The organism is Brachybacterium paraconglomeratum (assembly GCF_039541415.1).
GTDB lineage: Bacteria > Actinomycetota > Actinomycetes > Actinomycetales > Dermabacteraceae > Brachybacterium > Brachybacterium paraconglomeratum_A.
Window position 1 is genome coordinate 430,188 of the sequence record NZ_BAABGE010000002.1, and the last position, 24,193, is coordinate 454,380.

Genomic DNA, 24,193 nt, shown 5'->3' on the forward strand with positions numbered 1-24,193 from the left:
CCGATGATCGCAGGAGACGCGACTCAGTCGGCGGTCGACGTGACCGTGGTCGCGGAGCACCACGCCTCGGTGACGGCTACCGTGCAGCCATGCACCCCGTGACGCTCGCCGCCTGTGCCGAAGGCGACCTTCCTGCTCTGTCCGAGACGGTCGCTCTCTACGACGCGGTGGGATGGAGCGCATACACGCATGACCCCGACGCGCTGATCGCGGGCCTGCGCGGTTCCCTCCGCGTGGTGGTCGCCCGCGCCGAAGGGCGGCTCGTCGGGCTCGCGAGAGTCGTCGGCGACGGCGCCACCATCTGCTACCTCCAGGACGTGCTCGTCCATCCCGACGCCCGACGGCAGGGGCTCGGCGGCGATCTGGTGCGCGAGGCCTTCGCGCCGTTCACCGCCGTGCGCCAGCACGTGCTGATCACCGACGAGGAGGCCGGGCAGAAGGCCTTCTATGAATCGCTGGGCTTCTCGCAGTTCGGCGAGGCGATGCCGGGCCGCACCTTCGTGCGCTTCGGCAGCTGACGCCGCCCGCACCACCAGCCTGCCAGCTGCCAGCCAACTGCCGCTCGCGCCACCTCGTCGGCCACCACAACTCTGTCTCCTGTAGGCCTTGAACGCCCATAGACCGTTCAACGCTCACCTCAGACAGAAATCTGGTGGCGCTCACCGCCCCCTGGGCAGCGTGGCGCTCCGGTACCAGTACCCCGCCAGGGGCAGCACGGTGTAGACGACGGGGAGGAAGGCCACGAAGAGGAGCACCAGCTCCAGCCAGACGTTCCCGTCGAGGTGCCTGATGCCCAGACCCACCCCGAGGAAGAGCAGAACGGCGAGAAGCGAGAAGCCCAGGAAGCGGTTCCGCTCCCGCAGCATCTCCTCGCGCCGGGTCTCCGAGCCCGTGTGGACCGGCGGGGTGCCGGGTGCGGCCTTGAAGATGTGGACGTCTCCCACGGTCAGGACATGCGCCCACCCCGCCGCACGGAAGTAGTCGAGATAGTCGGCCGCAGGAGCATGTTCGTAGGCGAGGTCGAAGACGGCATCCTCGGGCGTTCCCTCGACGAACCTCCACCCGTGGCCGAGTCGTGCAACGCCCGTGAGGTGCTTTCCTCGGGCGGCCATCTCGGCGAATGTCGCGAGGTCCTTCTCCGGCTCGAACGCCAGCCCGGCGCCCATCGTGGTGCTCGTGCTCATGCTTCCTCCATGATCTGGTCTGCCATCGCCAGCAGGCTGCGGCGGCGTTCGATGTTGCGGGCCAGCACGTCGCGGCCGACGGGGGTGAGCTGGTAGGTGCGGCGGGAGTCCTCGCCGTCGAGCTCCTCGATGAAGCCCGCCGCACTGAGCTTCTTGAGCGTCGTATAGAGCGAGGCGGGCCCCAACGCGATCTCGCCGCCGCTTCGCTCCTCGAGGAACTGCGTCACCGCGTACCCATGCCGCGGGCTGACCAGAGCGAGCAGCACATGCATCGCGGCATCGGCGAGCTCACCGGTGTCAAAGCCGGATCTACGCGCCACGCTCTACCACCGCGGCCCATACATCACTCAACGATATATCCATGAATGATATTCAACCACAGGTCCGCGCTCTCGCCGCAGCTTCCTGGGCCGCGGTGACCGCACGCCACCTCGTCCGCCACCACAGCTCTGTCTCCTGTGAGCTGTGAACGCCCATAGGCCGTTCAACACTCACCACAGACAGAACTCTGGTGGCCCTCCGGCTCGGGGATCTCTGGCGGCCCCTCCTGTCCAGAGCGAACGACGGACGTGGCCGGACACACGTACCGCCACACCGCCTCACCGCCGTACCGTGTCAGAAGCACAAGAAGTGTTTCCCTCCCCCTCCCCGGAGCAATCCCCTCGATGAGCACGACCACGCAGCCCGCCCCCTCCCCCGCCGCGACCCGGCGCCGTCCGGGCCTGAAGGCGCGACACATCCACTTCATCGCGCTCGGCTCCGCGATCGGGACGGGGCTGTTCTACGGCTCAGCCGGCGCGATCCAGGCCGCCGGCCCCTCCGTGCTGCTGGTCTACCTGCTCGGCGGGGCCGTCGTGTACTTCATGCTCCGCGCGCTCGGCGAGATGGCCGTGCGGATGCCGATCTCCGGCTCCTTCGCCGAGTACACCCGCCGCTTCCTGGGACCCTGGGCCGGCTACATCACCGGCTGGATGTTCGCCTTCGAGATGCTCATCGTGTGCCTCGCGGATCTCACCGCGATCGCGATCTACATGCGATTCTGGTTCCCGGACACCGCGCAGTGGATCTGGGTGGCGCTCACGCTGCTGATTGTGGGCGCCGCGAACCTGGCGAGCGTGCGCTGGTTCGGGGAGCTCGAGTTCGTGTTCACGCTCATCAAGGTCACCGCCGTGATCGGGATGATCGTGGGCGGCGCGGCGATCCTGGTGTTCGGCCTGGGCTCCGCGGGCGGCGGGAATCCGCTCGCGAACCTCACGGCCGACGGAGGCTTCTTCCCGAACGGCGCAGGCGGCATGATCAGCGCCTTCATCCTGGTGCTCTTCGCCTTCGGCGGCACCGAGATCATCGGCGTGGCCGGCACCGAGGCGGAGGATCCCGGCACCGCGATCCCGAAAGCGGTGAATACCGTGCCCGTGCGGATCCTGCTGTTCTACGTGCTCGCGATCGGCGTGATCCTGCTGCTCAACCCCTGGCGCACGATCACCGGCGAGGAGTCGCCGTTCGTGCAGATCTTCGACACCCTCGGCGTGAACTGGGCGGCGGCGCTGCTGAACCTCGTGGTGATCACTGCGGCGCTCTCGGCGATCAATGCGGACCTCTTCGGCGCTGGCCGGGTGGTGGCTGGGATGGCCCGGCAGAAGCTCGCCCCGCAGGCGTTCTCCCGCACCCTCAAGGGTGTCCCTGTGGTCACCACGATCGCGATGCTGGGCGTGCTGGTGATCGGCGTGATCCTCAATGCTGCGCTGCCCGAGGCGGTGTTCACGATCGTCGCCTCACTCGCGACCTTCGCGACGATCTTCGTGTGGCTGATGATCCTGCTCGCGCAGGTCGCCTCGCGCCGCGGCTTGTCGCGCTCCGAGCGCGACGCGCTGGCGTTCCCGGTGCCCTTCTGGCCCTACGGGCAGTTCTTCGCGATCGCGTTCATCGTCTTCACCTTCGGCATCATGATCTGGCACAGCGAGTACCACACGGCGCTGCTCGTCGGCCTCGGCTTCCTGGCCGTGATGTCGCTGCTGTATGCAGCGACGGGTCGCCACCGCCTGCCGCGCGACTGACACCGAGGCGTCGAGGACAGATCCTGCCCACGGGACGGGAAGCTTCGAGGGGAGACGCTCCAGCGGGGTACCGTACTGGGACTTGTGGTCATCCAGAGAGGAACCCCCGTGCCGAGCGCCCCCGCCGTCTCGCGTCGAGCCCTGCTCGGCGGCGTCGTGCTGACCTCTCTGGGTCTCGCCGGCTGCGGTGGAGCATCGAGCTTCGGTCCGCGCCCCTCGGAGACCCTGCTGAGCACGGACGGGCTCGCCGGCCGTGACGCCCGCGAGATCATCGACAGCCTCGAGGCCCTGCCCCTCGACCAGCGCTCGCACCTGATCCAGGCCACAGTGCTCCCCGACCGCCTCGCGCTCGAGGACGACGCCGGCAGCGAGACCGCCCTCCTGCTGCCCGCCGGGAAGTCCTATGTGGCCGTCGCCCCCTTCGTGGACACGACGCACGAGTGCTTCCATCACGAGCTCTCCCACTGCACCGGTGAACTGCTCAGCACGGAGGTCGGGGTCCTGCTCACGGGGACCGATGGGGCAGTCATGCTCGACGAGTTACGCACCACCGCCCCTAATGGCTTCCTCGGCCTCTGGCTGCCGCGGGATCGGGAGCTGACCCTCACCATCTCCCTCGACGGCGCGGTGTCGACGGCGTCGCTGAGCACCTCCGCGGACTCCCCCACCTGCATCACCACGATGCAGCTGCAGGGCTGAACCGCCACGGGGCGGTCGCCGCGTCCCCGGCTCCCCCACAGACCGAGAGGAAAGATGGCGACCGGTGCTACGTCCGGCTCAGAGCTGAACAGCGCTCAGGGCAGGCGGTGCGCCTTGGCGAGGTTCTCGCGCAGCTCGGCGGCCGTCTGCCGGACCACGTAGGCGGGACGGTCGCGCTCCACCCGCCAGGAGTCCCGCAGCGGGCTCACGGCGACCGCGTCGAAGCCGAGCTCGTCGTAGAACGCCTCCACGAACTCCGCCGCCTCGGCGTGGTCGCTCGAGAGGGCGAGCGCGCGCCGTCCGGGCGTGCCCGCGGGGGCGGTGTCCGTCGTGATGTCTGCAGACTGGATGTGGTTGAACGCTTTGACGACCTTCGAGGTGGGCAGGTGCTCCTGCAGCATCTGTGAGGTGGTGGTCTCGCCCTGGTCCAGGGCGTCGATCTGCCCGTCGCGCTCGAAGTAGTAGTTGTTCGTGTCCAGCACGATCTTGCCGGCGAGCGGTGCGACCGGGATCTTGTCGAGAGCGTGCAGCGGCACCGTCACCACCACGACGTCACCGGCCGCGCCGGCCTCCTCCGCCGTCGCGGCGCGGGCCTTCGGACCGAGTTCCGCCACGAGGTCGGAGAGCGTCTCCGGTCCTCGCGAGTTGGCGATGACCACGTCGTAGCCCGCCGTCAGGGCGGCCCGTGCGATCTGGCTGCCGATGTGTCCTGCGCCGATGATTCCCAGAGTTGTCATGCCCTGGGCAACGTCACCGGAGCCGTCCTGATTCCCGATGACGTCCCATGAACTGCGTCCGACGGGCCACCTGCCCCTCCCGGCTCGAGGATCAGCTGCAGGAACGCCAGGTCCAGCCAAACGCTGAACTTGGTGCCCACCTCGCGGAGCACGCCGGTGCGCTCGAAGCCCAGCCGCTCGTGCAGGCGCACCGACCCCTCGTTGCTCACGTCGAACCCCGCGATCATCACGCGGATGCCCTGCGCCCGCGCCCGGTCGTCCGCGACCAGCACGGGGAATCCGTGAGCGTGGCGGTCCGCGATCCAGGCCAGACGGTCGTGGGCGTCCACCGTTCTCTCGTTCCAGATGGCGGTGGTGTGCTGCACCGCGTGGTTGTAGATCGCGGTGATGCCCGAGGCGTGCGCCGCGGTCGCGTCGAGGATCTGCATATGCGCCTCCCGAGGGTGCTGAGAACCCGGTGAGCCTACGACGGTGCCGCCCCGGTGCGCTGTCCCCTGCGCCGACTACTCTCCTCGTATGGAACGGACAGCGCCCCAGGAGCCCCATGCCCTTCGCTGACGAGATGATCGATCGCGGCACCACCGTGGATCTCGCCGACGCACTGGAGACGGCCGCTCCCGGCATCCCGGCCATCCGGCTCCGCGAGGCCGCCGAGACCCTCGCGCCACTCAGCCTGCGCGAACGGGTCGACGTGCTCCGTGAGGCCATGCTGCTGGATCTCGGGGGATCCTTCACGGAACTTGCCGCCGTGGTCCGCACCGCGATCCGCGTCGCGCCGGGCTTCACCGGCTGGATGATCTGGCCCGTCTCGACCGCGGTCTCGGACTCCGCGGCGGCCGACGGCAGCCCGTCGGCGACGGATGATGCCCTCGATCTGCTGACCGAGCTCACCGGCCTGCTGACCTCCGAGTTCGCCCTGCGGATCCTCCTGCGCCACGACCTCGACCGCACCCTGGCGAAGGCGCTGGAGTGGACGGCCTCGGAGGACGAGCACGTGCGTCGTCTCGCCTCCGAGGGCACACGCCCCTATCTGCCCTGGGCAGTGCGCGTGCCAGGCCTGGCGGCCGAGCCCGGACGAACCCTCCCGATCCTCGATCGTCTCCATGGCGACCCCTCGGAGTACGTGCGGCGCTCCGTCGCCAATCACCTCAACGACCTCAGCCGCGATCATCCGGAGCTCGTGGTGAGCACGGCCGCCGGCTGGCTCGGCGCGTCGGGCGGAGGATCCGGCACGACGACCGGTACGACCGACAAGCTGGTCCGCCACGCACTGCGCACCCTGCTCAAGCGCGGGGACCCCGCCGCCCTCGCACTGCTCGGCTATCCCGACCCCGGCGAGGCCCTCGAGGTGGACGGCCCCCACCTCGATCGCGACCGCGTCGAGAAGGGCGGGTCCATCGAGCTGCGAGCGACCGTGCGCAACACCGGCGAGGAGCCGGTGCGCCTGATGATCGACTATCTCATCCACCACGCCACCGCGGCGGGCACCCAGAGCTCGAAGGCCTTCAAGCTCACCACCCTCACGCTCGGCCCCGGCCAGGAGCGCGCAGTGCGCAAGAGCCACTCGTTCCGACCGATCACCACGCGGCGCTACTACAGCGGACCGCACGCCGTGACATTGCAGATCAACGGGGTCGTCTCGGGTCGTCAGGATTTCCACCTGGACGTGCCGGCGGGCGGCTGACGGCTCAGGCGGGCTTGGTCGCCTTCCCGTCGAGCCAGAGCGTGTCGCTCTCGTCGCGGTGGGATCCTTCTGCACCGACGTGCTTCGCATCGATCACGGGGCCCTTCCTGATGACGTGCACGAGGGCCATGCCGTGGCCGCGCCCGAGGTCGAAGTCGGTCTTCAGCCACTCGAGGATCACCCCGGCCTTCACCGCCGGGTCGTCGTAGCCGCGCTCCTTCGCGAGCTCGAGCAGCTCACGGGGCGTGAGCCCGGTCCTCTCCTCGATCGTGTCCAGGTAGGCCTGGAAGGACATGGGCGTCTCCTCTCGTCGCGCGTCACCGCTGACGCCGGTGCGGTGAAGTATGCCGCGCCCACCCGCCCAGCGGAAGACGGCATCGCCCGGGACCCTTGTGGGGTCCCGGGCGGTGCGGTCCGGTGCCTGCCGGTCAGGAAGGCGTCACTTGCGCAGCGCGAACCCGCCGGTCCAGCCGGTGATCTCGCGGGCGGCGAGGGTCATCTGCAGGAAGCCGACGGCCTCCATCTCGCGGGCCCGCTTGAGGGAGCCCGCGTCGACGCCGGTCACGCCGCCGGCGGTGACCAGCTCGATCAGCGCGGCCTTCGCGGCCTCGTCGTCGCCGGCGACCAGCACGGTCGCGGGGACGTCGCCGCCCACCTGGCCGGAGGCCAGCACACCCGCGAAGAGGGTATTGAAGGCCTTGAGGACCTTGGCGCCGGGGAGCTTCGCCTGCAACTCGGCAGCGGCGGAGGAGTCCGCGGGGACGGTGAGGGAGTCGAAGGTCGCGAAGTCGACGGGGTTGGTGACGTCCACGACGATCTTGCCGTTCAGCTGCTCGCCGTAGGTGGCGGCGAGCTCGTCGAAGGCGGTGACCGGTACGGCGAGGACGACGATGTCGCCCGTGATCGCGTCACCGACAGCACCGGCGGTGCCGGAGACCTGCGCGCCGAGCGCGGCGGCGTTCTCCTGGTTGCGGCCGAGGACCTGGACCTGCGTCCCAGCCTTGGCGGCGAGCGCGGCGACGGCCGATCCGACGTTCCCGGATCCGATGACGGTGAGGGTGGTGCTCATGGTGATTCTCCTGGTGTCGTGGCGGATGGGCACTTATCGTTGCCCGTTCAACTAAAAGCTAGCACAGTAGTTGCTCGGGAAACAACCCCCGCTATGATGGGCGTCATGGAGCCCGTCGTCCCCCGCATGAACCCTGCCCAGGCGCGCGCCTGGCGAGCCCTGGTCGCCCTCGGTCAGAAGCTGCCCGCTCGCCTGGACGACCAGCTCACCGCGGATGCCGGGATCATCAACTTCGAGTACGCGATCCTCCAGGCGCTGATGGCCGCACCGCACACCACCCTGCGCATGGGCCAGCTCGCCGAGGCGGCGCTGGCCCCCATGCCGCGAGTCTCGAAGGCCGTCACCCGACTGCAGAAGCGCGGACTCGTCGAGAAGGCCGCCTGCGCCGACGATGGCCGCGTGATCAACGTGAGCCTGACCCGCGAGGGCCGCCTCACCTGGCTGCGCGCCACTCCCCCGCATATCGAGCTCGCCCGCGACCGGATCCTCGGCGACCTCTCCGAGGAGGAGCTGGGAGCACTCGCAGCACTGCTCGAGCCGATCGGCGACCGGCTGGACCAGGCCTGACGCCCGCTCCGGCCTGGTCACCAGCGGCTTGTCGGAATAGGCTTACCCGCAGCGGTTCCCGCGCGCTCCCCGCGACGCCGCCTGACGAGGAGTGATCAGCGATATGCAGTACTCCCAGCTCGGACGCACCGGAGCGACCGTCTCCCGGCTCGTCCTCGGCACCATGAACTTCGGTCCCCACACCGCAGAGGAGGACGCCTTCGCGATCATGGACCGCGCGCTCGATGCGGGCGTGACGTTCTTCGACACCGCGAACGGCTACGGCGGCGCGGACCGTCGCGGCTGGACCGAGGAGATCATCGGCCGCTGGCTCGCCTCCCGCGGCCGACGCGAGGAGATCGTGCTCGCCACCAAGGTGTTCGGCCAGATGGGCCCCGGGAAGAACGATCGCGGGCTCTCGGCGCTGAACATCCGCCGAGCGGTCGATGCCTCGCTGCGCCGCCTGCAGACCGACCACATCGACCTCTACCAGATGCACCACGTGGACCGCACGGCGCCCTGGGAGGAGATCTGGCAGGTGATGGAGCTGCTGGTCGCGCAGGGGAAGATCACCTACGTCGGCTCCTCGAACTTCGCCGGCTGGCACCTCGCCCAGGCCAACGAGGCGGCCCGCGCCCGCCAGTCGCTGGGCCTGGTCTCCGAGCAGTCGCTCTACAACCTGCTGACCCGCGACATCGAGCTCGAAGTGATCCCGGCCGCGGAGCATTACGGACTCGGGGTCATCGCCTGGTCACCGCTCGCGGGCGGGAAGCTCGGCGGGCGCTCCGAGATGGGCGTCCGGCGCGGCACCGCCGACCGTCGTCACGACCCCGCGGACCTCACCGAGCAGCTCGATCGCTGGGAGGCCTTCTGCTCGGAGCGCGATCTGGCACCCGGCCAGGCGGCGCTCGCGTGGCTCCTGCACCGTCCCGGCGTGCTCGGTCCGATCATCGGCCCGCGCACCCTGGACCAGCTGGACTCCGCGATCGGCGCCGTGGACATCACCCTGAGCGACGACGACCTCACCGCGCTGGACGAGATCTTCCCCGGCCCGGGCGGCCCGGCCCCCGAGGCGTATGCCTGGTAGGCCGCGCAGCGATCACCATCGCGGCGTCAAGCAACGTGGCTGGCAGGGAACCGGCGGTACCGTGACGTCATGCTGAGCTCCGGACTGTCCATGCTGTGGGAGTCCGATGACGCGGAGCTCGCGCTGCGCGAACGCTTCGGCCTGGACGGGCGGGAGGGCGCTGCCCACTGGCTCGGGGAGGTGCTGGCCGAGCACTGGGGCCTCGTCCTGCGGGCCCTGCCGCGCCTGACCGTCAGCGGCCACAATGCGATCGCCTGGGTCACCGGCGAGCGCGGACCGCTGGTCGTGAAGTTCTCCCGGGCGGAGGGCCGGTTCGCACAGCTCTCAGCGAGCACGCGCCTGCTCACGCGACTCGCCGCCCAGGGGATCCCGGTCGCAGAGCCCCTGGCCGCGCTCGACGGGAGGGTGCGGGTCGAGGCCGACGGTCCCTCCGTGCCGCTCTCCCTCGCCGTGCTGCCCGAGCTCGACGGGACCTGGCTCGATGTCACCGACCTGCGGTCCGTCCGCGCCGCCGGCGCCTGCCTCGCCACCGTGCACTCCGCCCTCGGTGACGTCGACGCCCAGGACCTCCCCCACGACCCTCCGCGGCCTCTGCCCGAGCGCCTTGCCGACTGGTTCGCCGAGCGCGACCCGGGCCGAGCCCCCGCAGCCTCTGCCCACCTCGCCGAACTCCTCGCGGGCCTGCCCGCACCGGTGGATTCCCCGCAGCTGATCCACGGCGACTTCCGCGCCGCGAACCTCCTTGTGCGCGATGCGCAGATCACAGCGGTCCTGGACTTCGATGACGTCCGACGGGACCACCGGGTGGCGGATCTGGCCCAGGCGAGCACCTATCTGGCGACCCTGTTCCGCAACTGGGGTCCCACACCCGCCCCGGCTCGAGCGGCGCTGCGCGCCGGCTACGAGACGGTGCGGCCGCTCAGCCCCTTGGAGTCACGCTGGCTCGAGGCGCTCACGCTGTGGATGGGTATCGCGGCGATCCCGCCGCAGGAGGACGGTCGCTGGGAGGCGGCGGTCGATCGCCTGTACTGATCCACCTCACCCCACGAGCAGGCAGAACGGATGATCTTCCGGGTCTGCCATGACGTACAACGGTTCCTGGGGATCTTCGGAATCCAGCAGCACTATCCAGTCGGTGTCGTCGGGAGCCGGCGGCGGTGGAGGCTCATCGCCTGGCCGCGGATGCAGTCCCAGCAGGGCGCAGTAGAAGTCGGCTAGTGCACGTGGCTCTCGCGCATCGATCGCGGTGCAGCTGAGCACGGGATACGTCATCGGGGCCTCCTCGCGGCAGTCCCACCGTAGCCCTCGGGCTCGACGAGCACGAGGGTGGCACGCGCGGGCTGTTCCCCTCACCGCCCCCTGGGTCTACGCTCACAACGAGCGCCCGGCAGTGGGCCGGAGCGACGACGAGGAGGCCCCGATGCCCGCAGCACTCCACCCCTACCTGAACTTCGCCGGCAACGCCCGGGAGGCCTTCGAGTTCTACGGCCGCTCCCTCGGGGCGATTCCCCAGTTCGCGACCTTCGGGGAGTTCGGCGGTGTCCCGGCCGACGACCCGAACGCCGACAAGATCATGCACGGCTCCCTCGAGGTCACCGACCTGATCCGGCTCTATGCCTCCGACGTGATCGAGGGGATGTCCCCCGAGGGCTTCATCGAGGGCAACAACGTCACCCTCTCGCTGATGGGGGACGACGAGACCCTGCTGCGCAATGCCTATCTGAAGCTCTCCGAGGGCGGCAGTGTCACAATGCCGCTGGAGAAGCAGATGTGGGGCGACGTCTACGGCTCGTTCACCGATCGCTTCGGCATCGTGTGGCAGGTGAACATCTCCACCCCTGAGAGCTGAACGCCACGGCGGCATCGCGGACCACGGGAGTATTCTGCGGCAGGGCCGGAACGGCCCACCTCGTCGCGCAGACGTGCGGCGCGCACCAACTCTCGAAGGACCCCTCATGACTTCTCCCCGCGTTTCCGTCCAGCAGGCCTGGGATGCACTGGTAGAAGGGAACGAACGGTTCATGGCCGGGGACCTGAACCATCCGCAGCAGAGCGCGGCGAGGCGCAGCGAGCTGCGCGGCAGCCAGGCGCCGAATGCGGCGTTCCTCGGCTGCTCGGATTCCCGGGTGGCGGCGGAGATCTTGTTCGACTGCGGCCTGGGTGACCTGTTCGTGGTGCGCAACATCGGCCAGATCGCGAACGCGAACACCACCGCGACCATGGAGTTCGCCGTGGCAGAGCTGGGGGTTGCGGTGATCGTGGTGCTCGCGCACGGCTCCTGCGGCGCGGTGAAGGCCGCCATCGAGCAGACCACGGCCGCACCGAGCGAGGTCACCCCAGCGATCCGCAAGGAGCTCGAGGCCATCCAGCCCGCGGTCCAGCAGGAATGGTTCACGACCCAGCAGGTCAGCCCCTACGTGGACCCCGAGCTGATCGATGCGGATGCGGTGGGCCGGCGCCATCTCGACGAGACGATCAACGCCCTGATGCGCCAGTCGAAGGTCATCTCCGACGCGGTCGCCGCCGGCGAGCTCGGCATCGTGGGCTGCCAGTACCAGCTCGAGGAGGGCCGGGTCTCCCCGATCTCCTGGGTGGGCCGGGTCGACACCGCCCGCTGAGGCCTGCCCCGGGGCTCGCCTCGACGGCGCCGGATCAGCTGTCCCGCAGGACTGGCTCCGCACGGACGACCACGCAGCAGCGACCCTCCTGAGGGCACAGCTCTGCGCGCGCCGGATCGTCTCCCCGGCTCTCCAGCGCGCTGCCCAGCAGCGTCTGGTTGAGCGAGCACACCAGCTCGGTGTGGGTGCGGCTGAGCCGATGGAAAGGGCAGTTGCGCAGGACGATGTCCCCTGCCGCGTCCACGGACGGCTCATAGCCCCGCGCGGCGAGGACCTCCATGAGCTCCTCGTCCCCGGCGCCGGCGGAGCGCCCCTCCGCCTCGGCCGCACGGACCAGGGCATCGCGCAGCGCCCCGCTGCCGTCCGCGTCGATCGCGGTCGCGAGCAGGTCCGCCAGCAACTCGTAGTCGCGCGGAGGCACGGAGACCGTGCGCTCCTCCCTGACCCGGTGGTACCGCTTGGCAGGCCGCCCCGCCCCGGGCCCGCCGACACCGGGCGGGCGGGCATAGGTAGTGGTCAGCAGCCCGGCCTCGACGAGGCGGTCGAGGTGATAGGCCGCGAGATTCCGCGCCATCCCCACCGCTCGGGCGGCATCATCGCGGGTTAGCGGCTCGTCCTGAGCGGCGATCGCGTCATACAGCTGTCGCCGCACCGGATCCGCGAGCGCGCTCAGACCCTGCAGGCCGTCCGCCCCCGCTTCGCTCTCCGCATCCATGCCAAAACTCTAACACCAAGGTTTCTTGACAAACAGGGCACTGGGGAGGACTCTAAAAATAGATTCATTTGGTTCTAGAAGGAGTTCCGCCATGTCCCTCCTCGCCGTCTCCCCCTCGACGTCCTTCCTCACCCGCGCCCGTCAGGACCCCGGCTTCGCCGCGTTCTGGGTGCTGCGGATCGGTTTCGTCGTCCTTCCCCTGCTGATGGGGCTGGACAAGTTCACCAACCTGCTCACCGACTGGCCGGGATATCTCGCACCCTGGCTCGTCGTCCTTCTGCCCGTCAGCGCGCAGGCGGCGATGTATGCCATCGGTGTGGTGGAGATCGTCGCCGGGATCGCCGTCGCCCTTCGGCCCCGCCTGGCCGCCTGGGTGGTCGCCGCGTGGCTCGCCGGCATCATCGTGAACCTGCTGACCTACTCCGGGTTCTACGACGTCGCCCTGCGTGATGTCGGCCTGCTGGTCGCAGCGGTCGCCCTCGGGCTGCTCGCCCGGACCTATGACCGCCCGCAGGTCGAGGCGGCGGCATGACCGCCCTCGCGGCGGCCGAGACCTCACGGGATCTGGCGGCGGCCGAGGTCGCCGCCGCCGGCTTCCTCGAGGCACTCGGGATCGAGCTGCAGACGGAGCATCTGCGGGCCACCCCGGGCCGCATGGACAGGGCCTGGGCGGAGATGCTCACCCCGCGGGAGTTCGACGCCACCACCTTCCCCGCCGCCCCGGGCGCGTGGCCGCCGCATAGGCTGGCCGCACGACGGCGCGGCACCAGCAACGGCCAGGAGGCCCCCTTGAGCACCCCCGCATCCCCCGAGGTTCCCACCACCACGTTCGCTGACGGGGCGAGCATCCCGCTGATCGGCTTCGGCACCGGAAGCGCCAAGGGCTCGGCCGGGGCCGACGTCATCGCCTCCGCGCTGCGCACCGGCTACCGGCTGCTCGACACCGCCGCCCAGTACGGCAACGAGACGGCCGTCGGCGAGGGGCTGCGCCGCAGCGGGGTGGATCTCGACGAGGTGCTGGTGACCACCAAGGTGGCCGGCGGCGACCACGGCCGTGAGGCCGCCCGCACCGGGATCCTCGAGTCGCTGCGCCGGCTGGGGCTGGAACAGTTGGGGATCGCCCTGATCCACTGGCCGAACCCCTCCCGTGGGCTCGCCGTGGACACCTGGCGCACCCTCCTGGACCTGCGGGAGGAGGGCCTGGTGCTTCACGCCGGCGTCTCGAACTTCCGGCCCGAGCAGCTCCAGGAGCTCTTCGACGCCACAGGTCAGTGGCCCGAGATCAACCAGATCCAGCTCTCCCCGGCGCGGCCCCACGAGGAGGCCGACGCCTTCCACCGGGAGCACGGGATCCTCACCCAGGCCTGGGGACCGCTCGGCACCCGCGAGGGTCTCTCGGAGCAGTTCGCGATCCGCAAGGTCGCCGCGAAGCATGAGGTCACCATCGCGCAGGTGGCGCTGCGCTGGGCGGTGGACCGGGAGATCGTGGTGATCCCCCGCTCCTCCGACGCGGGCCGGCAGCGGCTGAACCTCGACCTGGCCGCAGTCCGTCTGGATGACGAGGACCGCGCGCTGCTGGCGAGCCTCGATCTGGGTGAGGAGAGCGCCTGGGACTCCCGCACGCACGAGGAGTGGTGACCAGGGTGCCCGTCAGCCGGTGACGGTGCGGGCGATCTCGTGCATCTGCTCGAGGCGGCCCCATTCGTCGTCGTCCGTGCCGGCGTAGACGAGCGAGAGCCGCCCGGTGTAACCGGCCTCGCGCAGCGTCACGAGCGAGCGGGTGAGGTCCTCGGCATCGAGCACGCCCGGGGCCGATTCGCGGGCCTTGACCTGCGAGCACTCCGCGACGCCGGCGACGGCCGCGATCTGCTGATATTTGTCCTCGCCGTCCCAGTTGCCGGTGTCGATCAGCAGGCCGACCTCGCCCTCGAGCTGGTCCATCAGCGACTGGGTGGTGGGCGCATCCACCAGCAGCGACTTCCAGTTCTCGGTGAGCACCCGGATGCTTGGATGCGCCGCGGCGAGGGCCCGCAGACGGCGGGCGCTGAGCGCGAGCGTCTCCGCTGTCGGCGCCTGATCCCCTGCAGGGACCCGCACCTTCGGCACGCCCAGCTGCTCGGCCACCTCGATCCAGCCCGAGACCCAGCGCTGCTGCTCCTCACCCTGCTCGGGGTGCACGAGATCCCCGTCATCCACCAGGAAGCAATCGAGGTCCACTCCCGCGGTGTCGAACCCATCGCGCAGCTCGGCGAGGTAGGCGGGATCGGTGCCGGGCAGGTAGAAGTGGCACAGCTGGGCGCTGCTGAACCCGTGCGCGGCGAGCTGCCCGGGCAGCTCGAGCAGGTCCAGCCCGCCGGCGGCGTCGTTCTCGGTGAGGCCGCCCGACGGCGCGGAGCCGGGCGCGACGAAGCGGCCCATGGTCCGGAACAGGGACCAGGTGTGCAGAGCCTTGGTCGGGTCGAGGGTCCTGGTCGGATCGAGGTGTCGGGTCATGGGGTCTCCTGTGGTCGATGGGGCGGGATTCAGCCCCCGAAGTGCGCTGCGAGGTCCTCGGTGGTGACGTTCGCACCGGACGTCGGGGTGACCACATCTGCCGCGACCACGCGGGTCCCGCGATCCCCCTCGGGATGCCCTTCGATCCGCACGAAGGCCGTCCGCACCCCGGATTGCTGGTCATAGGTGTCGCTCACCGTCTCCAGGACGATGAGCAGCGACTGCTCGATCTCCGCGCGATCGCGCCCGGCCAGCACCAGCACCCCGCTGATGGTGGTGCCTGCCGAGGTCGAGTCCTGGAACTGCACTTTTCCGTCGAGGTGCTCGGGCAGCGCCTGGACGGCACCGCGCAGAGCCTCCTGGACGGCGGTGACGTCGCTGCGCCCGCCCAGCCCGCAGGCGGTGAGCAGGCTGCCGATGATTCCCACGAGCACTCCTCTGCGGCCGATGGCGCTGGCTGTCATCGGCCCATCATTCACCATCGAGGTCAGTTCTCGCGGTGCACGCCCGAGGTGTAGTGCTGGACGTTCTCGGGATCACCGGTGAGGAAGGGCTGCAGGCTCGGGTCGTTCGAGTACTGCGAGAGCGGGGAGTTCGGGTCCTGCAGCTGCGTCTGCACCGAGTTCTGGTACTCGGCGCTGCCGTGGTTGGTCAGCGGATTCCAGCTCGGGCTGTCCAGGGTGACGGTGGTGGTGTTCCCGGAGCCGATGTTCTGGTTCGCGAGCAGTTCTCCGGGGTTCGGGATCGGCACGGGCAGGGGGATGCCATGCGGTCCGGGCACCCCCGGGCCCATGTACGAGCCCTCGGCGTCGATCCTCGGCACCAGGTCGCCCCCGTGCTGGATGTTCAGCTGGTTCACACCGCCGGGCACGTCGTAGTTGTCCACCGGGGAGCCGTAGGTCATCACGTTGGTGACGTTGAACTGCGAGGTGAAATCCTCATTCGCGGCGAGGCTGGCGGCGATCATGCCGCCCTGCGAATGGCCGTTGAGCATGAGCGGGGTGCCCGGTGGGATGTTGTTCTGCGCGTAGAGCTGCGCGATGGCGTCGGCCGTGGCCTGCGACCCCGCGGACCAGCCGTTCGAACCGGCCTGCTCGGCATTGCCGGTGAGATCCAGGGGGTTGTCCCCGGCCATCGGCCCCCACTGCTCGGTGCCGGGGATGTTCACGATGACCCCGGTGGGTGGACTGCCGACCACGCTCATCGAGACCTCACCGGTCTCCTTGGACCCATAGGTCTGGTTGGTGTTGGCGATGATCTGGGAAAGGTCGCTGGGCGGGACCAGACCGGACGCCTCGGGAGTGACCGCGACCGGAGCATCGGCGTAGCCGGTGCCATCATCGGCGAGCTTGAGGTCGATGCCGGTGAGCGCTTCGAAGACGTCGCCCGTCCCGCGGATCAGGCCCGTGGCGCCGTCGACCAGCACCTCGGTGAAGCGCGGCCATTCGAAGTTCTTGACCGCGTCGATCGCGGTGCTGACCAGATCGCGGCCGTCCTGGACCCGGTCCCCGAGCCAGTCCATCCCGCCGGAGATCCGATCCCCGAGCCAATCCGTGCCGTCCGAGATCCGATCCCCGAGCCAGCCGATCCCGTCGCGGATACCGTCCACGATGTCCCCGCCGGTATCGCGGAGCCAGGCCATCGCGTCCTCGAACCAGCCGCCTCCTTCGGCGGAGGAGGCGTGGTCCTGCTCCTCGACGTGCTGCTGCAGCTCTCGGGACCGCTCCCCCAGGCCCGGCAGCACGAGGCTCTCACCCTGCCGATAGGTGGCATCCCACTGCTCACGGAACGCCTCGGCGTCGGGCCCGATCCACGCCACGGACTGCACGCTCGACTGCAGCCCGCCCATCACCTCTTCGAGTCGCCGGGCTGCCTGCTCGAGGGCGTCGGATTCACCCAGGACCTGGGCTGTGTCCATCCCGTAGAAGGTCATCAGGCAGCGCTCCCCGCAGAGTGGGCGGTGACGTGGCCGATCGCGGCGATCACCTTGGCGCGCATCGCCGAGGTGAGGGAGCCGGGGTCGAGCTCGCGAGCCTCGGCGCCGTCCTCGCCGGCCACCAGCACCGCGAGCTGCTCACCCTCCTGCCCGTAGGCGTACCAGGAGCCGCCGCTGACGACGGTCTGCTCCGGGGCCGGGGAGGCGATCACGAGCATCTGCACCTCCGCGACGGCGGGCGCGTCGACCAGCTTGGTCGGCGCCGGGGCGGGATCGGAGGCGGTGAAGGCGGGGCGCTGCGGCACCAGCGCCTCGAACGTCTCGCTGAGGTGCTCGATCGTGCTCAGGCCGAGGATCACGGCGTCCGCCCGTCGTCCGAGCTGCATCGTCTCCGCATCGGCGGTGACCTCCCGCGACTGATCGATGATCACCACCACTCGACCGGCGATGCGGAGCTTGGTGGTCCAGGCCCGGTCGCCGTCGACGCACACCAGCTCGATGCCGACGGGGGAGTTCAGCGCGGACCGCAGGAACTGCTGCCAGTGCGGGTCGATCACCAGACCGTCGTCCTCGCCCGGCGCCTCGACCAGCAGTCCCACGAGCTCGAGCTCGACGATCTGCTCCTCGGTGATCTCGGCCGGCGGCTCCTCTTCGAGGGCGATCGCCCACACCCAGGCCCAGGAGGGCTCCGAGATCCGCACCAGCTTTGCGTCCCCGGGCAGCGAGGTGATCCGCGGACGCTGCTCCACCGTCGTGTCGTCGACTGTCATGCTCGGCCTCCCGGGGCGCCCGTGGGCGCGCTGCGATGCGGCCCCGGTCAGGAGCGTATGTCGCGGTGTGGGCGTAAGGAATGGGGACTACTCCCCATGGACGGCCAGTGCGTTGCGCCATTACGCCGCTGAGCAGGTCTTCGTCCCGGCGGACGTGGACCCGGTGAGCGGATACCGGTTCTACGCCCCCTCACAGATCACGGACGGGGTGCTGCTTCGCCGGATGCGCACGATCGGAGTCCCGCTGGCGGTGATGCGGGAGGACGCGCTTCCAATCCCTGATGGCCATCGTCCAGCTGGCCCCTCCGGCGCTGCTGAACAGCCCCTTCGCCGCGCTCGCGGGGAACGGGCATGCCTCGATCGCGCTGCTACTCGCCGCCGGCCTCGCTGGCAGCGCCGCCCTGCTGATCACCTCAGATGCCCGCGAGGCGATCAGGCGCGACCCGGCGCCGACCCCTCCCCCAGCACCGCCCGCCGCCACCCGCGGGCCGAGCTGAGCACGGCGAGCTCTTCGGCACCCCGCACCCCCTCGGCGCTCAGCGGCCGCTCGACCAGCTCGCCTCGCTCGAGGGCGAGCTGGCGGCCCACTCCGGCGAGGCAGCCGTCGGCCATCGGCGGGGTGCACCAGAGCCCGTCGATCCGGGCGGCGAGGGTCGCGCTGGTGGTCTCGACGGCGCGGCCGTGCTCGCCGAGCAGCACCACGTCCTCCGCGCCCGGATGACGGGCCTTCGCGGCCGCGAAGTGCTCCCGCACCGTGGTCTTGTGCGCGCTGAGTCCGATCGGGAACGAGGTGCGCACCGTGTCCAGCACGAGCCGCACCGGCCCGGGCGGAGCGGTCAGCGGGCGGGAGCTGACCTCGAGCGATCCGTCTCGCCGCAGCGCCAGGCGCAGCAGCAGGTCCCCCTCCGTCTCCGCTGCAGCCGCGAGTGCATCAGCCTCGATCACCGCACGCCGCGCCGGGATCCCGAAGTGTGCCGCTGACGCCAGCATCCGCTCCAGATGCGCGCCGAGGTGCTGCGCCTCGCCATCTAACACCGCCAGGGTCTCCAGCAGTGCGAACGGCTCTCGCGTGCCCGTCGGCAGCACCGCGGCCTTGATCAGCAGCTCCTCGTACTCCGCAGCAGGGGTAGAAGCCCAGGTGATCCCGCCCCCGGCGCCATAGACGGCAGAACCGTCGGCCCCATCGATCACCACGGTGCGGATCGCGACGCTGAACCGGGCCCGCGGCGAGGGGCCGGGGGCGAGATACCCGATCGCCCCGCAGTACGCCCCGCGCGGGGCATCCTCGAGCTCGGCGATGAGGCCCATGGTGGACAGCTTCGGCGCCCCCGTGATCGAACCGCAGGGGAACAGCGCCTCGAAGACCTCCACGAGCCCGACCTCCTCACGCATGCGGCCCTGGATCCGCGAGGTCAGCTGCCATACGGTGGGGTACTTCTCGGCGGCCAGCAGCTCGGTGACCTGCACACTTCCCGCTTCGCATACCTTGGCGAGGTCGTTGCGCAGCAGGTCGACGATCATGACGTTCTCGGCGCGGTCCTTCTCGCTCGCAAGCAGCGCCTCCCGCCCGGCAGCATCCGCCTCCGGGGTCCGGCCGCGGGCCGCGGTGCCCTTCATCGGGGCGGTGCGCAGCAGGCCGTCCTCCCAGTGCAGGAACGATTCCGGGCTCGCGCTGACCACGGTGTACCGCCCCAGGTCCAGGAAGGTGTGATGCCCACCGCGCTGACGGTGCGCGAGCTCCCCGTAGAGCCCGAAGGCATCCCCGCGGAAGGTCGAGCGCAGACGCGTGGTGAGGTTCGTCTGGTAGCTCTCGCCCTCCGCGATCGCCGCCCGCACCGCCTCCACCCGCTGCGCATGCTCCGCCGCGGACCAGTCCGGCACCCAGGGCGAGACCTCGAACCCCTCCCCCGTGGTCAGCGGCAGCACCTGCTCATCGGGGGCGTCGGTGATCCCGAACCAGACCAGCGGCAGGCCCTCCTGCGGCGCCCGCACGCGGGCAGTGGAATCCAGCCCGGCAGCTGCTTCGTAGGCCACCATCCCGAAGGCCCAGGCACCCCCGACGACGGCATCCTGGACCGCGGCGAGCGCACCGCGCACTTCCTCAGGCCGGTACGCGCTGACCACCCGCTCAGCCCGTCCGAACTGCAGGCTGCGGCCCGCGGCGACGTCGTCGAAGCGGGCGACAGGGGCGGGGGTGGTCATGAGGGGCGGCTCCGGGGATGAGGCCGACGGACGCGGCACAGGGCACGGCACAGGACAGGCGGTGTTGGAGGCATCATGCCTGATCCGCAGAGCGGTCTAGCATCGTCACCATGGAGTCCCCCTCGCCGTCCCCGTCCCGCCTGGCCTACATCGATGCGACGGCGGGCGTCGCCGGCGACATGCTGCTGGCGGCCCTGATCGACGCCGGCGCCGACCTCGACGGCGTCCAGCGGGTGCTGGATGCCCTGGTCCCGGACTCGGTGCGCTTCGTCCGCTCCGCCGTGGACCGCGGCGGGCAGCGCGCTGTGAAGATCGATGTGGAGGTGCTGGTCGAGGATCCGCCGCACCGCACCTGGGCCTCGATCCGGGAGCTGCTGGAACGTTCCCGCGGGAACGCCGACATCCCGGGCCGCACGATCGACCTGGCGCTCGCGGTCTTCGGGCGTCTTGCCGACGCCGAGGGCACCACCCACGGCGTCCCGGCCGACGAGGTCCACTTCCACGAGGTCGGAGCGCTGGACTCCCTGGCCGACGTGATCGGCGCCTGCGACGCCTGGCGCCAGCTCGGCATCTCCCAGGGTGCCGCGAGCGTGATCGCGGTGGGCTCCGGCCGGATCCGCGCCGCCCACGGCGATATCCCGGTGCCGGTCCCGGCGGTGGCCCGCCTCGCGCTCGGCTGGCCGACGGTCGCCGGCGAGCTGCTCCCACCCCGCGGCCACGCTCCCGCGCACCCCCACGACCACGCCCACGCCCACGCCCACGCCCACACCCATCCCCACCCGCACGAGCACCCGCACCCCCACGACCACGCCGTCGAGGTCCCCGACTCCGATGCCACTCTGCCCGCCCACGCCCAAGGCGGCCCCCATGAGCACGGCGGCCGACGAGTCCCGGGAGGAGTCGCCCCCGGCATCGGCGAGCTCGCGACCCCCACCGGCGTCGCGCTGCTGCGCGGCCTCGCGAGCACTGCCGGGCCGCAGCCCTCGCTGGTCACCGAGGCCCTCGGCGTCGGCGCCGGCACCAAGGACACCCCGGGCCGCCCCAACGTGGTCCGGGTGCTGGTGGGCCGCCCCCTCGGCGCAGCCCAGCCCGCCCCCACCACCGACGCGCACGACACCCCCACTACCGCTGTACAGCTCGAAGCCAATGTCGATGACCTCGACCCCCGCCTGTGGCCTCGCGTGATCGATGACCTGCTGGACCAGGGGGCGCTCGACGCCTGGCACACGCCGATCACGATGAAGCGCGGCCGCCCGGCGGTGACGATCCATGCCCTGGTCCGCGAAGGCGCCGAGGCCGAGATGTCCGCACTGCTGATGGACCGCACCGGCAGTCTGGGCGTACGCCGGCACCGGGTCGAGCGCACCATCCGCACCCGCGAGTTCACCGAGGTGGAGGTGCGTGGTCAGAGGATCGCGGTGAAGGTCGCCCGCGACGCCGACGGCGCCGTGATGCGCCGCGAACCGGAGTTCCGGGATGTCGCCGCAGCCGCCCGGACGCTCGGGGTCAGCGAGCGCGCAATGCTCGACCTGGCAAAAGAATCCGCCACCGGCCTGACGGATCCGCCGCGCTGACGGATACTGGGCAGGGACCATCGTTGCTCACCAGGAGGTTTCCATGGCAGCCCTGTCGGATGCGATCACCAAGGCCATCGATCAAGCCCGCAGGGCCGAGCACGGCCGTCACGCAGAACTGCTGGTCAACGACGGGCCCTTGCGCCAGACGGTCATCGCCCTGAAGCAGGGCGTGCGCCTGGCCGAGCACAACTCTCCGCCCGCCGCCTCGATCCAGGTGATCCGCGGCAGCGTGAAGGTCACCGGTGAGGAGACCGTCGTCCTCACCACCGGCACCATCGCGGCGCTGACCCATCACCGGCATTCGGTCGAGGCGCTCGACGACACCGTGTTCCTGCTGACCACGGTCACCAGCGTGCCCGGGGCGGAGAGCCACAGCACCCCCGGCACCCACACCAGCGAGCTGCTGCGGGTGCGCGAGGACGACTGAGGCGCCTCAGGCCCTGGTCTGGCTCGCGAGCCGCAGCCAGGTGTCCACCACGGTGTCCGGATTCAGGGACATCGAGGCGATGCCCTGCTCGAGCAGCCACTCGGCCAGATCCGGGTGGTCGGATGGCCCCTGCCCACAGATCCCCACGTACTTCCCCGCCGCCCGGCAGGCCTCGATCGCGCGGGAGAGCATGAACTTCACCGCCGGATCCCGCTCATCGAAAGCGTCGGCGACCAGCGCCGAGTCACGGTCCAGGCCGAGCGTCAGCTGGGTCATGTCGTTCGAGCCGATCGAGAAGCCGTCGAAGTGCTCGAGGAACAGCTCCGGCGTCGCGGCGTTCGAGGGGATCTCGCACATCATGATGACCTGCAGGTCGTTCTCGCCTCGCACCAGGCCGTGGGTGGCCATCAGGTCGATGACCCCCTTGCCCTCGGCGGGCGTGCGCACGAAGGGGATCATGACCTTGACGTTGCTCAGGCCCATGTCCTCGCGCACGAAGCGCAGCGCCTCGCATTCCATCGCGAAGCAGTCCGCGAAGTCCTGCGAGAGGTAGCGGGAGGCACCGCGGTACCCGATCATCGGGTTCTCCTCATGCGGCTCGAACAGCGTTCCCGCCAGCAGGTTCGCGTACTCATTGGACTTGAAGTCGCTCATCCGCACGATCACCGGCTCCGGCGCGAAGGCGGCGGCGATCGTCGACACCCCCTCGACCACGCGCTGGATGAAATAGTCCCGCGGGGAGTCGTAGGCGGCGATCTTGGCGCGCACCGTCGCGGCGATCTCCGGCTCGTCGCGCTCGAGCCGGTCCAGCTCGAGCAGGGCGCGGGGGTGGATGCCGACCTGGCGGTTGATGATGAACTCCAGGCGGGCCAGGCCCACCCCGGCGTTCGGCAGCCGCGAGAAGCTGAAGGCCTGCTCGGGGTTGCCCACGTTCATCATGATCTTCGTGCCTACCGGTGGCATCGAGTCCACCTCGGAGGAGGAGATGGTGAAGTCCAGCAGCCCCTCGTAGACGAAGCCGGTGTCGCCCTCGGCGGCGGAGACGGTGACCTCATCGCCGTCGGCCAGCTCGGCGGTGGCGGTGCCGGTGCCCACCACGGCGGGGATCCCGAGCTCGCGGGCGATGATCGCCGCGTGACAGGTGCGGCCGCCGCGATTGGTGACGATGGCGCTCGCGCGCTTCATGATCGGTTCCCAGTCGGGGTCGGTCATGTCGGCGACCAGCACCTCGCCGGGCTGGAACTCGTGCATGCGGTCGATGGTGTCCAGCACCCTCACGGGGCCGGCGCCGATCTTCGCGCCGATCGCCCGTCCCTCGGCGCGGACGGGGCCGCGGGAGGCGAGGAGGTACTTCTCCACGGTGTTCCCTGCCCGGGACTGCACGGTCTCGGGACGGGCCTGCAGGATGTACAGGGAGCCGTCGGCCCCATCGAGCCCCCACTCGATGTCCATCGGCCGCCCGTAATGCTCCTCGATGATCAGCGCCTGCTTTGCGAGATCGGTGACCTGCTGATCGGTGAGCGAGAGCCGGCTGCGCGCGGCGGGGTCCACCTCGATGAATTCCACGGTGCGGCCGACGGTGGTGTCCTGCGTGTAGACCATCTTGGTGGCCTTCTCGCCGATCTGGCGCTTGAGGATGGCGGGGCGGTCCTCGCGCAGGCCGGGCTTGAAGACGTAGAACTCGTCGGGGTTCACCGCGCCCTGCACCACGCCCTCACCGAGCCCGTACGCGGAGGTGATGAAGATGGCCTGGTCGAAGCCGGATTCGGTGTCGACCGTGAACATGACGCCGCTGGATCCCAGGTCGGAGCGGACCATCTTCTGCACCCCGGCCGAGAGCGCCACCGCGGCGTGCTCGAAGTCGTGGTGGACGCGGTAGGCGATCGCGCGGTCGTTGTACAGGGAGGCGAACACCTCGCGGATCGCGAGCAGCACATCCTCGATGCCGCGCACGTTCAGGAAGGTCTCCTGCTGCCCGGCGAAGGAAGCGTCCGGCAGATCCTCGGCGGTCGCGGAGGAGCGCACTGCGAACGAGGCCTCCTCACCGCTGCCCGCGGCGAGCTGCTCATAGGCGGCGCGGATATCCGCCTCGAGGCTCGCCGGGAATGGCTGGGCGATCACCAGCTCCCGGATCTCGCGGCCGGTCTCGGCGAGCGCGATCGTGTCCTCGGTGTCCAGGCCCTGCAGCCGCTGGTCGATCCGCTCCGCGAGCCCGGTCGCGCCGAGGAACTCGCGATACGCCTCCGACGTGGTGGCGAAGCCGTCCGGCACCTGCACCCCGAGGCGGGTCAGGTTCGAGACCATCTCGCCGAGGGAGGCGTTCTTGCCGCCCACCTGCTCGAGGTCCTTCATGCCGAGCTCGGAGAACGGGCGGATGTTCTGGGTCATGGCGTGC

Annotated in this window: 28 protein-coding genes; 14 read left to right on the forward strand and 14 right to left on the reverse strand. The window is 70.3% G+C overall.

Annotated elements, in window-relative coordinates; all coding sequences use genetic code 11:
* Positions 1-89 precede the first annotated feature (89 nt).
* Positions 90-518 carry a GNAT family N-acetyltransferase gene (locus ABD893_RS01890; protein ID WP_345075827.1) on the forward strand — a complete coding sequence of 143 codons (429 nt, stop codon included), beginning with the start codon at positions 90-92 and terminating at the stop codon, positions 516-518.
* Positions 519-659: 141 nt separating this feature from the next.
* On the opposite strand, the gene ABD893_RS01895 is transcribed toward ABD893_RS01890, so the two are convergent.
* Complete coding sequence (locus tag ABD893_RS01895) at positions 660-1,184, reverse strand: DUF2812 domain-containing protein (RefSeq protein ID WP_345075828.1); 525 nt, start codon at positions 1,182-1,184, stop codon at positions 660-662.
* On the reverse strand, positions 1,181-1,504 hold the full coding sequence (locus ABD893_RS01900) for a PadR family transcriptional regulator (RefSeq protein WP_345075829.1): 324 nt from the start codon (positions 1,502-1,504) through the stop codon (positions 1,181-1,183). The genes ABD893_RS01895 and ABD893_RS01900 overlap by 4 nt, the downstream gene beginning before the upstream one ends.
* Positions 1,505-1,849: 345 nt before the next feature.
* Here ABD893_RS01900 and ABD893_RS01905 point away from each other — a divergent pair, with 345 nt between their 5' ends.
* Both ABD893_RS01905 and ABD893_RS01910 read left to right on the forward strand, forming a co-directional pair.
* Positions 1,850-3,238: an amino acid permease gene (locus ABD893_RS01905; RefSeq protein ID WP_345075830.1), complete on the forward strand. Its 1,389-nt coding sequence runs from the start codon at positions 1,850-1,852 to the stop codon at positions 3,236-3,238.
* A 108-nt stretch (positions 3,239-3,346) separates the two neighbouring features.
* Complete coding sequence (locus ABD893_RS01910) at positions 3,347-3,937, forward strand: CueP family metal-binding protein (RefSeq protein WP_345075832.1); 591 nt, start codon at positions 3,347-3,349, stop codon at positions 3,935-3,937.
* Between the two features lie 95 nt (positions 3,938-4,032).
* Here ABD893_RS01910 and ABD893_RS01915 read toward each other — a convergent pair whose 3' ends face one another.
* Positions 4,033-4,674, reverse strand: a complete 642-nt coding sequence (locus ABD893_RS01915; RefSeq protein ID WP_345075833.1) for an NADPH-dependent F420 reductase — start codon at positions 4,672-4,674, stop codon at positions 4,033-4,035.
* The gene (locus tag ABD893_RS01920) at positions 4,671-5,102 is read right to left on the reverse strand and encodes a GNAT family N-acetyltransferase (protein WP_345075834.1); all 432 of its coding nucleotides are present in this window, start codon (positions 5,100-5,102) and stop codon (positions 4,671-4,673) included. The genes ABD893_RS01915 and ABD893_RS01920 overlap by 4 nt, the downstream gene beginning before the upstream one ends.
* 116 nt (positions 5,103-5,218) lie before the next feature.
* On the opposite strand from ABD893_RS01920, the gene ABD893_RS01925 reads away from it, so the two are divergent.
* Positions 5,219-6,358, forward strand: coding sequence for a DNA alkylation repair protein (locus ABD893_RS01925; protein ID WP_345075836.1), 1,140 nt, complete (start codon positions 5,219-5,221; stop codon positions 6,356-6,358).
* Positions 6,359-6,362: 4 nt separating this feature from the next.
* Here the strand turns inward: ABD893_RS01925 and ABD893_RS01930 are convergent, their stop codons facing one another.
* Positions 6,363-6,653, reverse strand: a complete 291-nt coding sequence (locus ABD893_RS01930) for a DUF4287 domain-containing protein (protein ID WP_345075837.1) — start codon at positions 6,651-6,653, stop codon at positions 6,363-6,365.
* Positions 6,654-6,797: 144 nt separating this feature from the next.
* Positions 6,798-7,427, reverse strand: a complete 630-nt coding sequence (locus tag ABD893_RS01935; RefSeq protein WP_345075838.1) for an NADPH-dependent F420 reductase — start codon at positions 7,425-7,427, stop codon at positions 6,798-6,800.
* 105 nt (positions 7,428-7,532) lie between these two features.
* Here ABD893_RS01935 and ABD893_RS01940 point away from each other — a divergent pair, with 105 nt between their 5' ends.
* The 3 genes from ABD893_RS01940 (at position 7,533) to ABD893_RS01950 (ending at position 10,092) form a co-directional block, all read left to right on the forward strand.
* Complete coding sequence (locus ABD893_RS01940) at positions 7,533-7,994, forward strand: MarR family winged helix-turn-helix transcriptional regulator (RefSeq protein ID WP_345075839.1); 462 nt, start codon at positions 7,533-7,535, stop codon at positions 7,992-7,994.
* A gap of 103 nt (positions 7,995-8,097) precedes the next feature.
* Positions 8,098-9,060, forward strand: a complete 963-nt coding sequence (locus tag ABD893_RS01945; protein WP_345075840.1) for an aldo/keto reductase — start codon at positions 8,098-8,100, stop codon at positions 9,058-9,060.
* A 69-nt stretch (positions 9,061-9,129) separates the two neighbouring features.
* On the forward strand, positions 9,130-10,092 hold the full coding sequence (locus ABD893_RS01950) for a phosphotransferase enzyme family protein (protein ID WP_345075841.1): 963 nt from the start codon (positions 9,130-9,132) through the stop codon (positions 10,090-10,092).
* 6 nt (positions 10,093-10,098) lie between these two features.
* Here the strand turns inward: ABD893_RS01950 and ABD893_RS01955 are convergent, their stop codons facing one another.
* A complete protein-coding gene (locus tag ABD893_RS01955; protein WP_345075842.1) occupies positions 10,099-10,332 on the reverse strand; it encodes a VOC family protein in 234 nt (77 codons plus the stop codon).
* 148 nt (positions 10,333-10,480) lie between these two features.
* On the opposite strand from ABD893_RS01955, the gene ABD893_RS01960 reads away from it, so the two are divergent.
* Complete coding sequence (locus ABD893_RS01960) at positions 10,481-10,909, forward strand: VOC family protein (RefSeq protein WP_345075843.1); 429 nt, start codon at positions 10,481-10,483, stop codon at positions 10,907-10,909.
* A 106-nt stretch (positions 10,910-11,015) separates the two neighbouring features.
* Positions 11,016-11,678 (forward strand): carbonic anhydrase, encoded by a 663-nt coding sequence (locus ABD893_RS01965; RefSeq protein ID WP_345075844.1) that lies wholly within the window; start codon positions 11,016-11,018, stop codon positions 11,676-11,678.
* Between the two features lie 34 nt (positions 11,679-11,712).
* On the opposite strand, the gene ABD893_RS01970 is transcribed toward ABD893_RS01965, so the two are convergent.
* Positions 11,713-12,393 (reverse strand): helix-turn-helix transcriptional regulator, encoded by a 681-nt coding sequence (locus tag ABD893_RS01970; protein WP_345075845.1) that lies wholly within the window; start codon positions 12,391-12,393, stop codon positions 11,713-11,715.
* Between the two features lie 91 nt (positions 12,394-12,484).
* Between ABD893_RS01970 and ABD893_RS01975 the strand changes: the two genes are divergently transcribed.
* Complete coding sequence (locus tag ABD893_RS01975; protein ID WP_345075846.1) at positions 12,485-12,925, forward strand: hypothetical protein; 441 nt, start codon at positions 12,485-12,487, stop codon at positions 12,923-12,925.
* Positions 12,922-14,031 carry an aldo/keto reductase gene (locus ABD893_RS01980; RefSeq protein WP_345075847.1) on the forward strand — a complete coding sequence of 370 codons (1,110 nt, stop codon included), beginning with the start codon at positions 12,922-12,924 and terminating at the stop codon, positions 14,029-14,031. The genes ABD893_RS01975 and ABD893_RS01980 overlap by 4 nt, the downstream gene beginning before the upstream one ends.
* A 12-nt stretch (positions 14,032-14,043) precedes the next feature.
* Here ABD893_RS01980 and ABD893_RS01985 read toward each other — a convergent pair whose 3' ends face one another.
* Genes ABD893_RS01985 through ABD893_RS02000 form a run of 4 tightly spaced genes read right to left on the reverse strand, consistent with a single transcriptional unit; the run spans position 14,044 to position 17,592 of the window.
* Complete coding sequence (locus ABD893_RS01985) at positions 14,044-14,886, reverse strand: sugar phosphate isomerase/epimerase family protein (RefSeq protein WP_345075848.1); 843 nt, start codon at positions 14,884-14,886, stop codon at positions 14,044-14,046.
* 29 nt (positions 14,887-14,915) lie between these two features.
* Positions 14,916-15,350 (reverse strand): hypothetical protein, encoded by a 435-nt coding sequence (locus tag ABD893_RS01990; RefSeq protein WP_345075849.1) that lies wholly within the window; start codon positions 15,348-15,350, stop codon positions 14,916-14,918.
* A 23-nt stretch (positions 15,351-15,373) separates the two neighbouring features.
* Complete coding sequence (locus tag ABD893_RS01995) at positions 15,374-16,819, reverse strand: hypothetical protein (RefSeq protein WP_345075850.1); 1,446 nt, start codon at positions 16,817-16,819, stop codon at positions 15,374-15,376.
* Positions 16,819-17,592 (reverse strand): hypothetical protein, encoded by a 774-nt coding sequence (locus ABD893_RS02000; protein ID WP_345075851.1) that lies wholly within the window; start codon positions 17,590-17,592, stop codon positions 16,819-16,821. Before ABD893_RS02000 ends, ABD893_RS01995 begins: the two co-directional genes overlap by 1 nt.
* Positions 17,593-17,873: 281 nt before the next feature.
* Here ABD893_RS02000 and ABD893_RS02005 point away from each other — a divergent pair, with 281 nt between their 5' ends.
* Positions 17,874-18,089, forward strand: a complete 216-nt coding sequence (locus ABD893_RS02005; RefSeq protein WP_345075852.1) for a hypothetical protein — start codon at positions 17,874-17,876, stop codon at positions 18,087-18,089.
* Here ABD893_RS02005 and pabB read toward each other — a convergent pair.
* Positions 18,025-19,794 carry an aminodeoxychorismate synthase component I gene (gene pabB, locus ABD893_RS02010; protein WP_345075853.1) on the reverse strand — a complete coding sequence of 590 codons (1,770 nt, stop codon included), beginning with the start codon at positions 19,792-19,794 and terminating at the stop codon, positions 18,025-18,027. The genes ABD893_RS02005 and pabB overlap by 65 nt on opposite strands.
* 110 nt (positions 19,795-19,904) lie before the next feature.
* Between pabB and larC the strand changes: the two genes are divergently transcribed.
* Positions 19,905-21,368 (forward strand): nickel pincer cofactor biosynthesis protein LarC, encoded by a 1,464-nt coding sequence (gene larC, locus ABD893_RS02015; protein WP_345075854.1) that lies wholly within the window; start codon positions 19,905-19,907, stop codon positions 21,366-21,368.
* Between the two features lie 43 nt (positions 21,369-21,411).
* Positions 21,412-21,798 carry a cupin domain-containing protein gene (locus ABD893_RS02020; protein ID WP_345075855.1) on the forward strand — a complete coding sequence of 129 codons (387 nt, stop codon included), beginning with the start codon at positions 21,412-21,414 and terminating at the stop codon, positions 21,796-21,798.
* A 6-nt stretch (positions 21,799-21,804) separates the two neighbouring features.
* Here ABD893_RS02020 and ppsA read toward each other — a convergent pair whose 3' ends face one another.
* Entirely contained in the window at positions 21,805-24,186 is a 2,382-nt protein-coding gene (ppsA, locus tag ABD893_RS02025) for a phosphoenolpyruvate synthase (protein ID WP_345075856.1), read from the reverse strand.
* Between the last annotated feature and the right edge of the window lie 7 nt (positions 24,187-24,193).

Coding starts and splice junctions, on each gene's coding strand:
- ABD893_RS02020 (WP_345075855.1), top strand. CDS start 21,412: ATGGCAGCCCTGTCGGATGCGATCACCAAGGCCATCGATCAAGCCCGC.
- ABD893_RS01960 (WP_345075843.1), top strand. CDS start 10,481: ATGCCCGCAGCACTCCACCCCTACCTGAACTTCGCCGGCAACGCCCGG.
- ABD893_RS01920 (WP_345075834.1), bottom strand. CDS start 5,102: ATGCAGATCCTCGACGCGACCGCGGCGCACGCCTCGGGCATCACCGCG.
- ABD893_RS01930 (WP_345075837.1), bottom strand. CDS start 6,653: ATGTCCTTCCAGGCCTACCTGGACACGATCGAGGAGAGGACCGGGCTC.
- ABD893_RS02000 (WP_345075851.1), bottom strand. CDS start 17,592: ATGACAGTCGACGACACGACGGTGGAGCAGCGTCCGCGGATCACCTCG.
- ABD893_RS01995 (WP_345075850.1), bottom strand. CDS start 16,819: ATGACCTTCTACGGGATGGACACAGCCCAGGTCCTGGGTGAATCCGAC.
- ABD893_RS01925 (WP_345075836.1), top strand. CDS start 5,219: ATGCCCTTCGCTGACGAGATGATCGATCGCGGCACCACCGTGGATCTC.
- ABD893_RS01975 (WP_345075846.1), top strand. CDS start 12,485: ATGTCCCTCCTCGCCGTCTCCCCCTCGACGTCCTTCCTCACCCGCGCC.
- ABD893_RS01970 (WP_345075845.1), bottom strand. CDS start 12,393: ATGGATGCGGAGAGCGAAGCGGGGGCGGACGGCCTGCAGGGTCTGAGC.
- ABD893_RS01915 (WP_345075833.1), bottom strand. CDS start 4,674: ATGACAACTCTGGGAATCATCGGCGCAGGACACATCGGCAGCCAGATC.
- ABD893_RS01955 (WP_345075842.1), bottom strand. CDS start 10,332: ATGACGTATCCCGTGCTCAGCTGCACCGCGATCGATGCGCGAGAGCCA.
- ABD893_RS01940 (WP_345075839.1), top strand. CDS start 7,533: ATGGAGCCCGTCGTCCCCCGCATGAACCCTGCCCAGGCGCGCGCCTGG.
- ABD893_RS01950 (WP_345075841.1), top strand. CDS start 9,130: ATGCTGAGCTCCGGACTGTCCATGCTGTGGGAGTCCGATGACGCGGAG.
- ABD893_RS01990 (WP_345075849.1), bottom strand. CDS start 15,350: ATGACAGCCAGCGCCATCGGCCGCAGAGGAGTGCTCGTGGGAATCATC.
- ABD893_RS01890 (WP_345075827.1), top strand. CDS start 90: ATGCACCCCGTGACGCTCGCCGCCTGTGCCGAAGGCGACCTTCCTGCT.
- ABD893_RS01935 (WP_345075838.1), bottom strand. CDS start 7,427: ATGAGCACCACCCTCACCGTCATCGGATCCGGGAACGTCGGATCGGCC.
- ABD893_RS02005 (WP_345075852.1), top strand. CDS start 17,874: ATGGCCATCGTCCAGCTGGCCCCTCCGGCGCTGCTGAACAGCCCCTTC.
- ppsA (WP_345075856.1), bottom strand. CDS start 24,186: ATGACCCAGAACATCCGCCCGTTCTCCGAGCTCGGCATGAAGGACCTC.
- ABD893_RS01905 (WP_345075830.1), top strand. CDS start 1,850: ATGAGCACGACCACGCAGCCCGCCCCCTCCCCCGCCGCGACCCGGCGC.
- ABD893_RS01980 (WP_345075847.1), top strand. CDS start 12,922: ATGACCGCCCTCGCGGCGGCCGAGACCTCACGGGATCTGGCGGCGGCC.
- ABD893_RS01945 (WP_345075840.1), top strand. CDS start 8,098: ATGCAGTACTCCCAGCTCGGACGCACCGGAGCGACCGTCTCCCGGCTC.
- ABD893_RS01895 (WP_345075828.1), bottom strand. CDS start 1,184: ATGAGCACGAGCACCACGATGGGCGCCGGGCTGGCGTTCGAGCCGGAG.
- ABD893_RS01985 (WP_345075848.1), bottom strand. CDS start 14,886: ATGACCCGACACCTCGATCCGACCAGGACCCTCGACCCGACCAAGGCT.
- ABD893_RS01965 (WP_345075844.1), top strand. CDS start 11,016: ATGACTTCTCCCCGCGTTTCCGTCCAGCAGGCCTGGGATGCACTGGTA.
- pabB (WP_345075853.1), bottom strand. CDS start 19,794: ATGACCACCCCCGCCCCTGTCGCCCGCTTCGACGACGTCGCCGCGGGC.
- larC (WP_345075854.1), top strand. CDS start 19,905: ATGGAGTCCCCCTCGCCGTCCCCGTCCCGCCTGGCCTACATCGATGCG.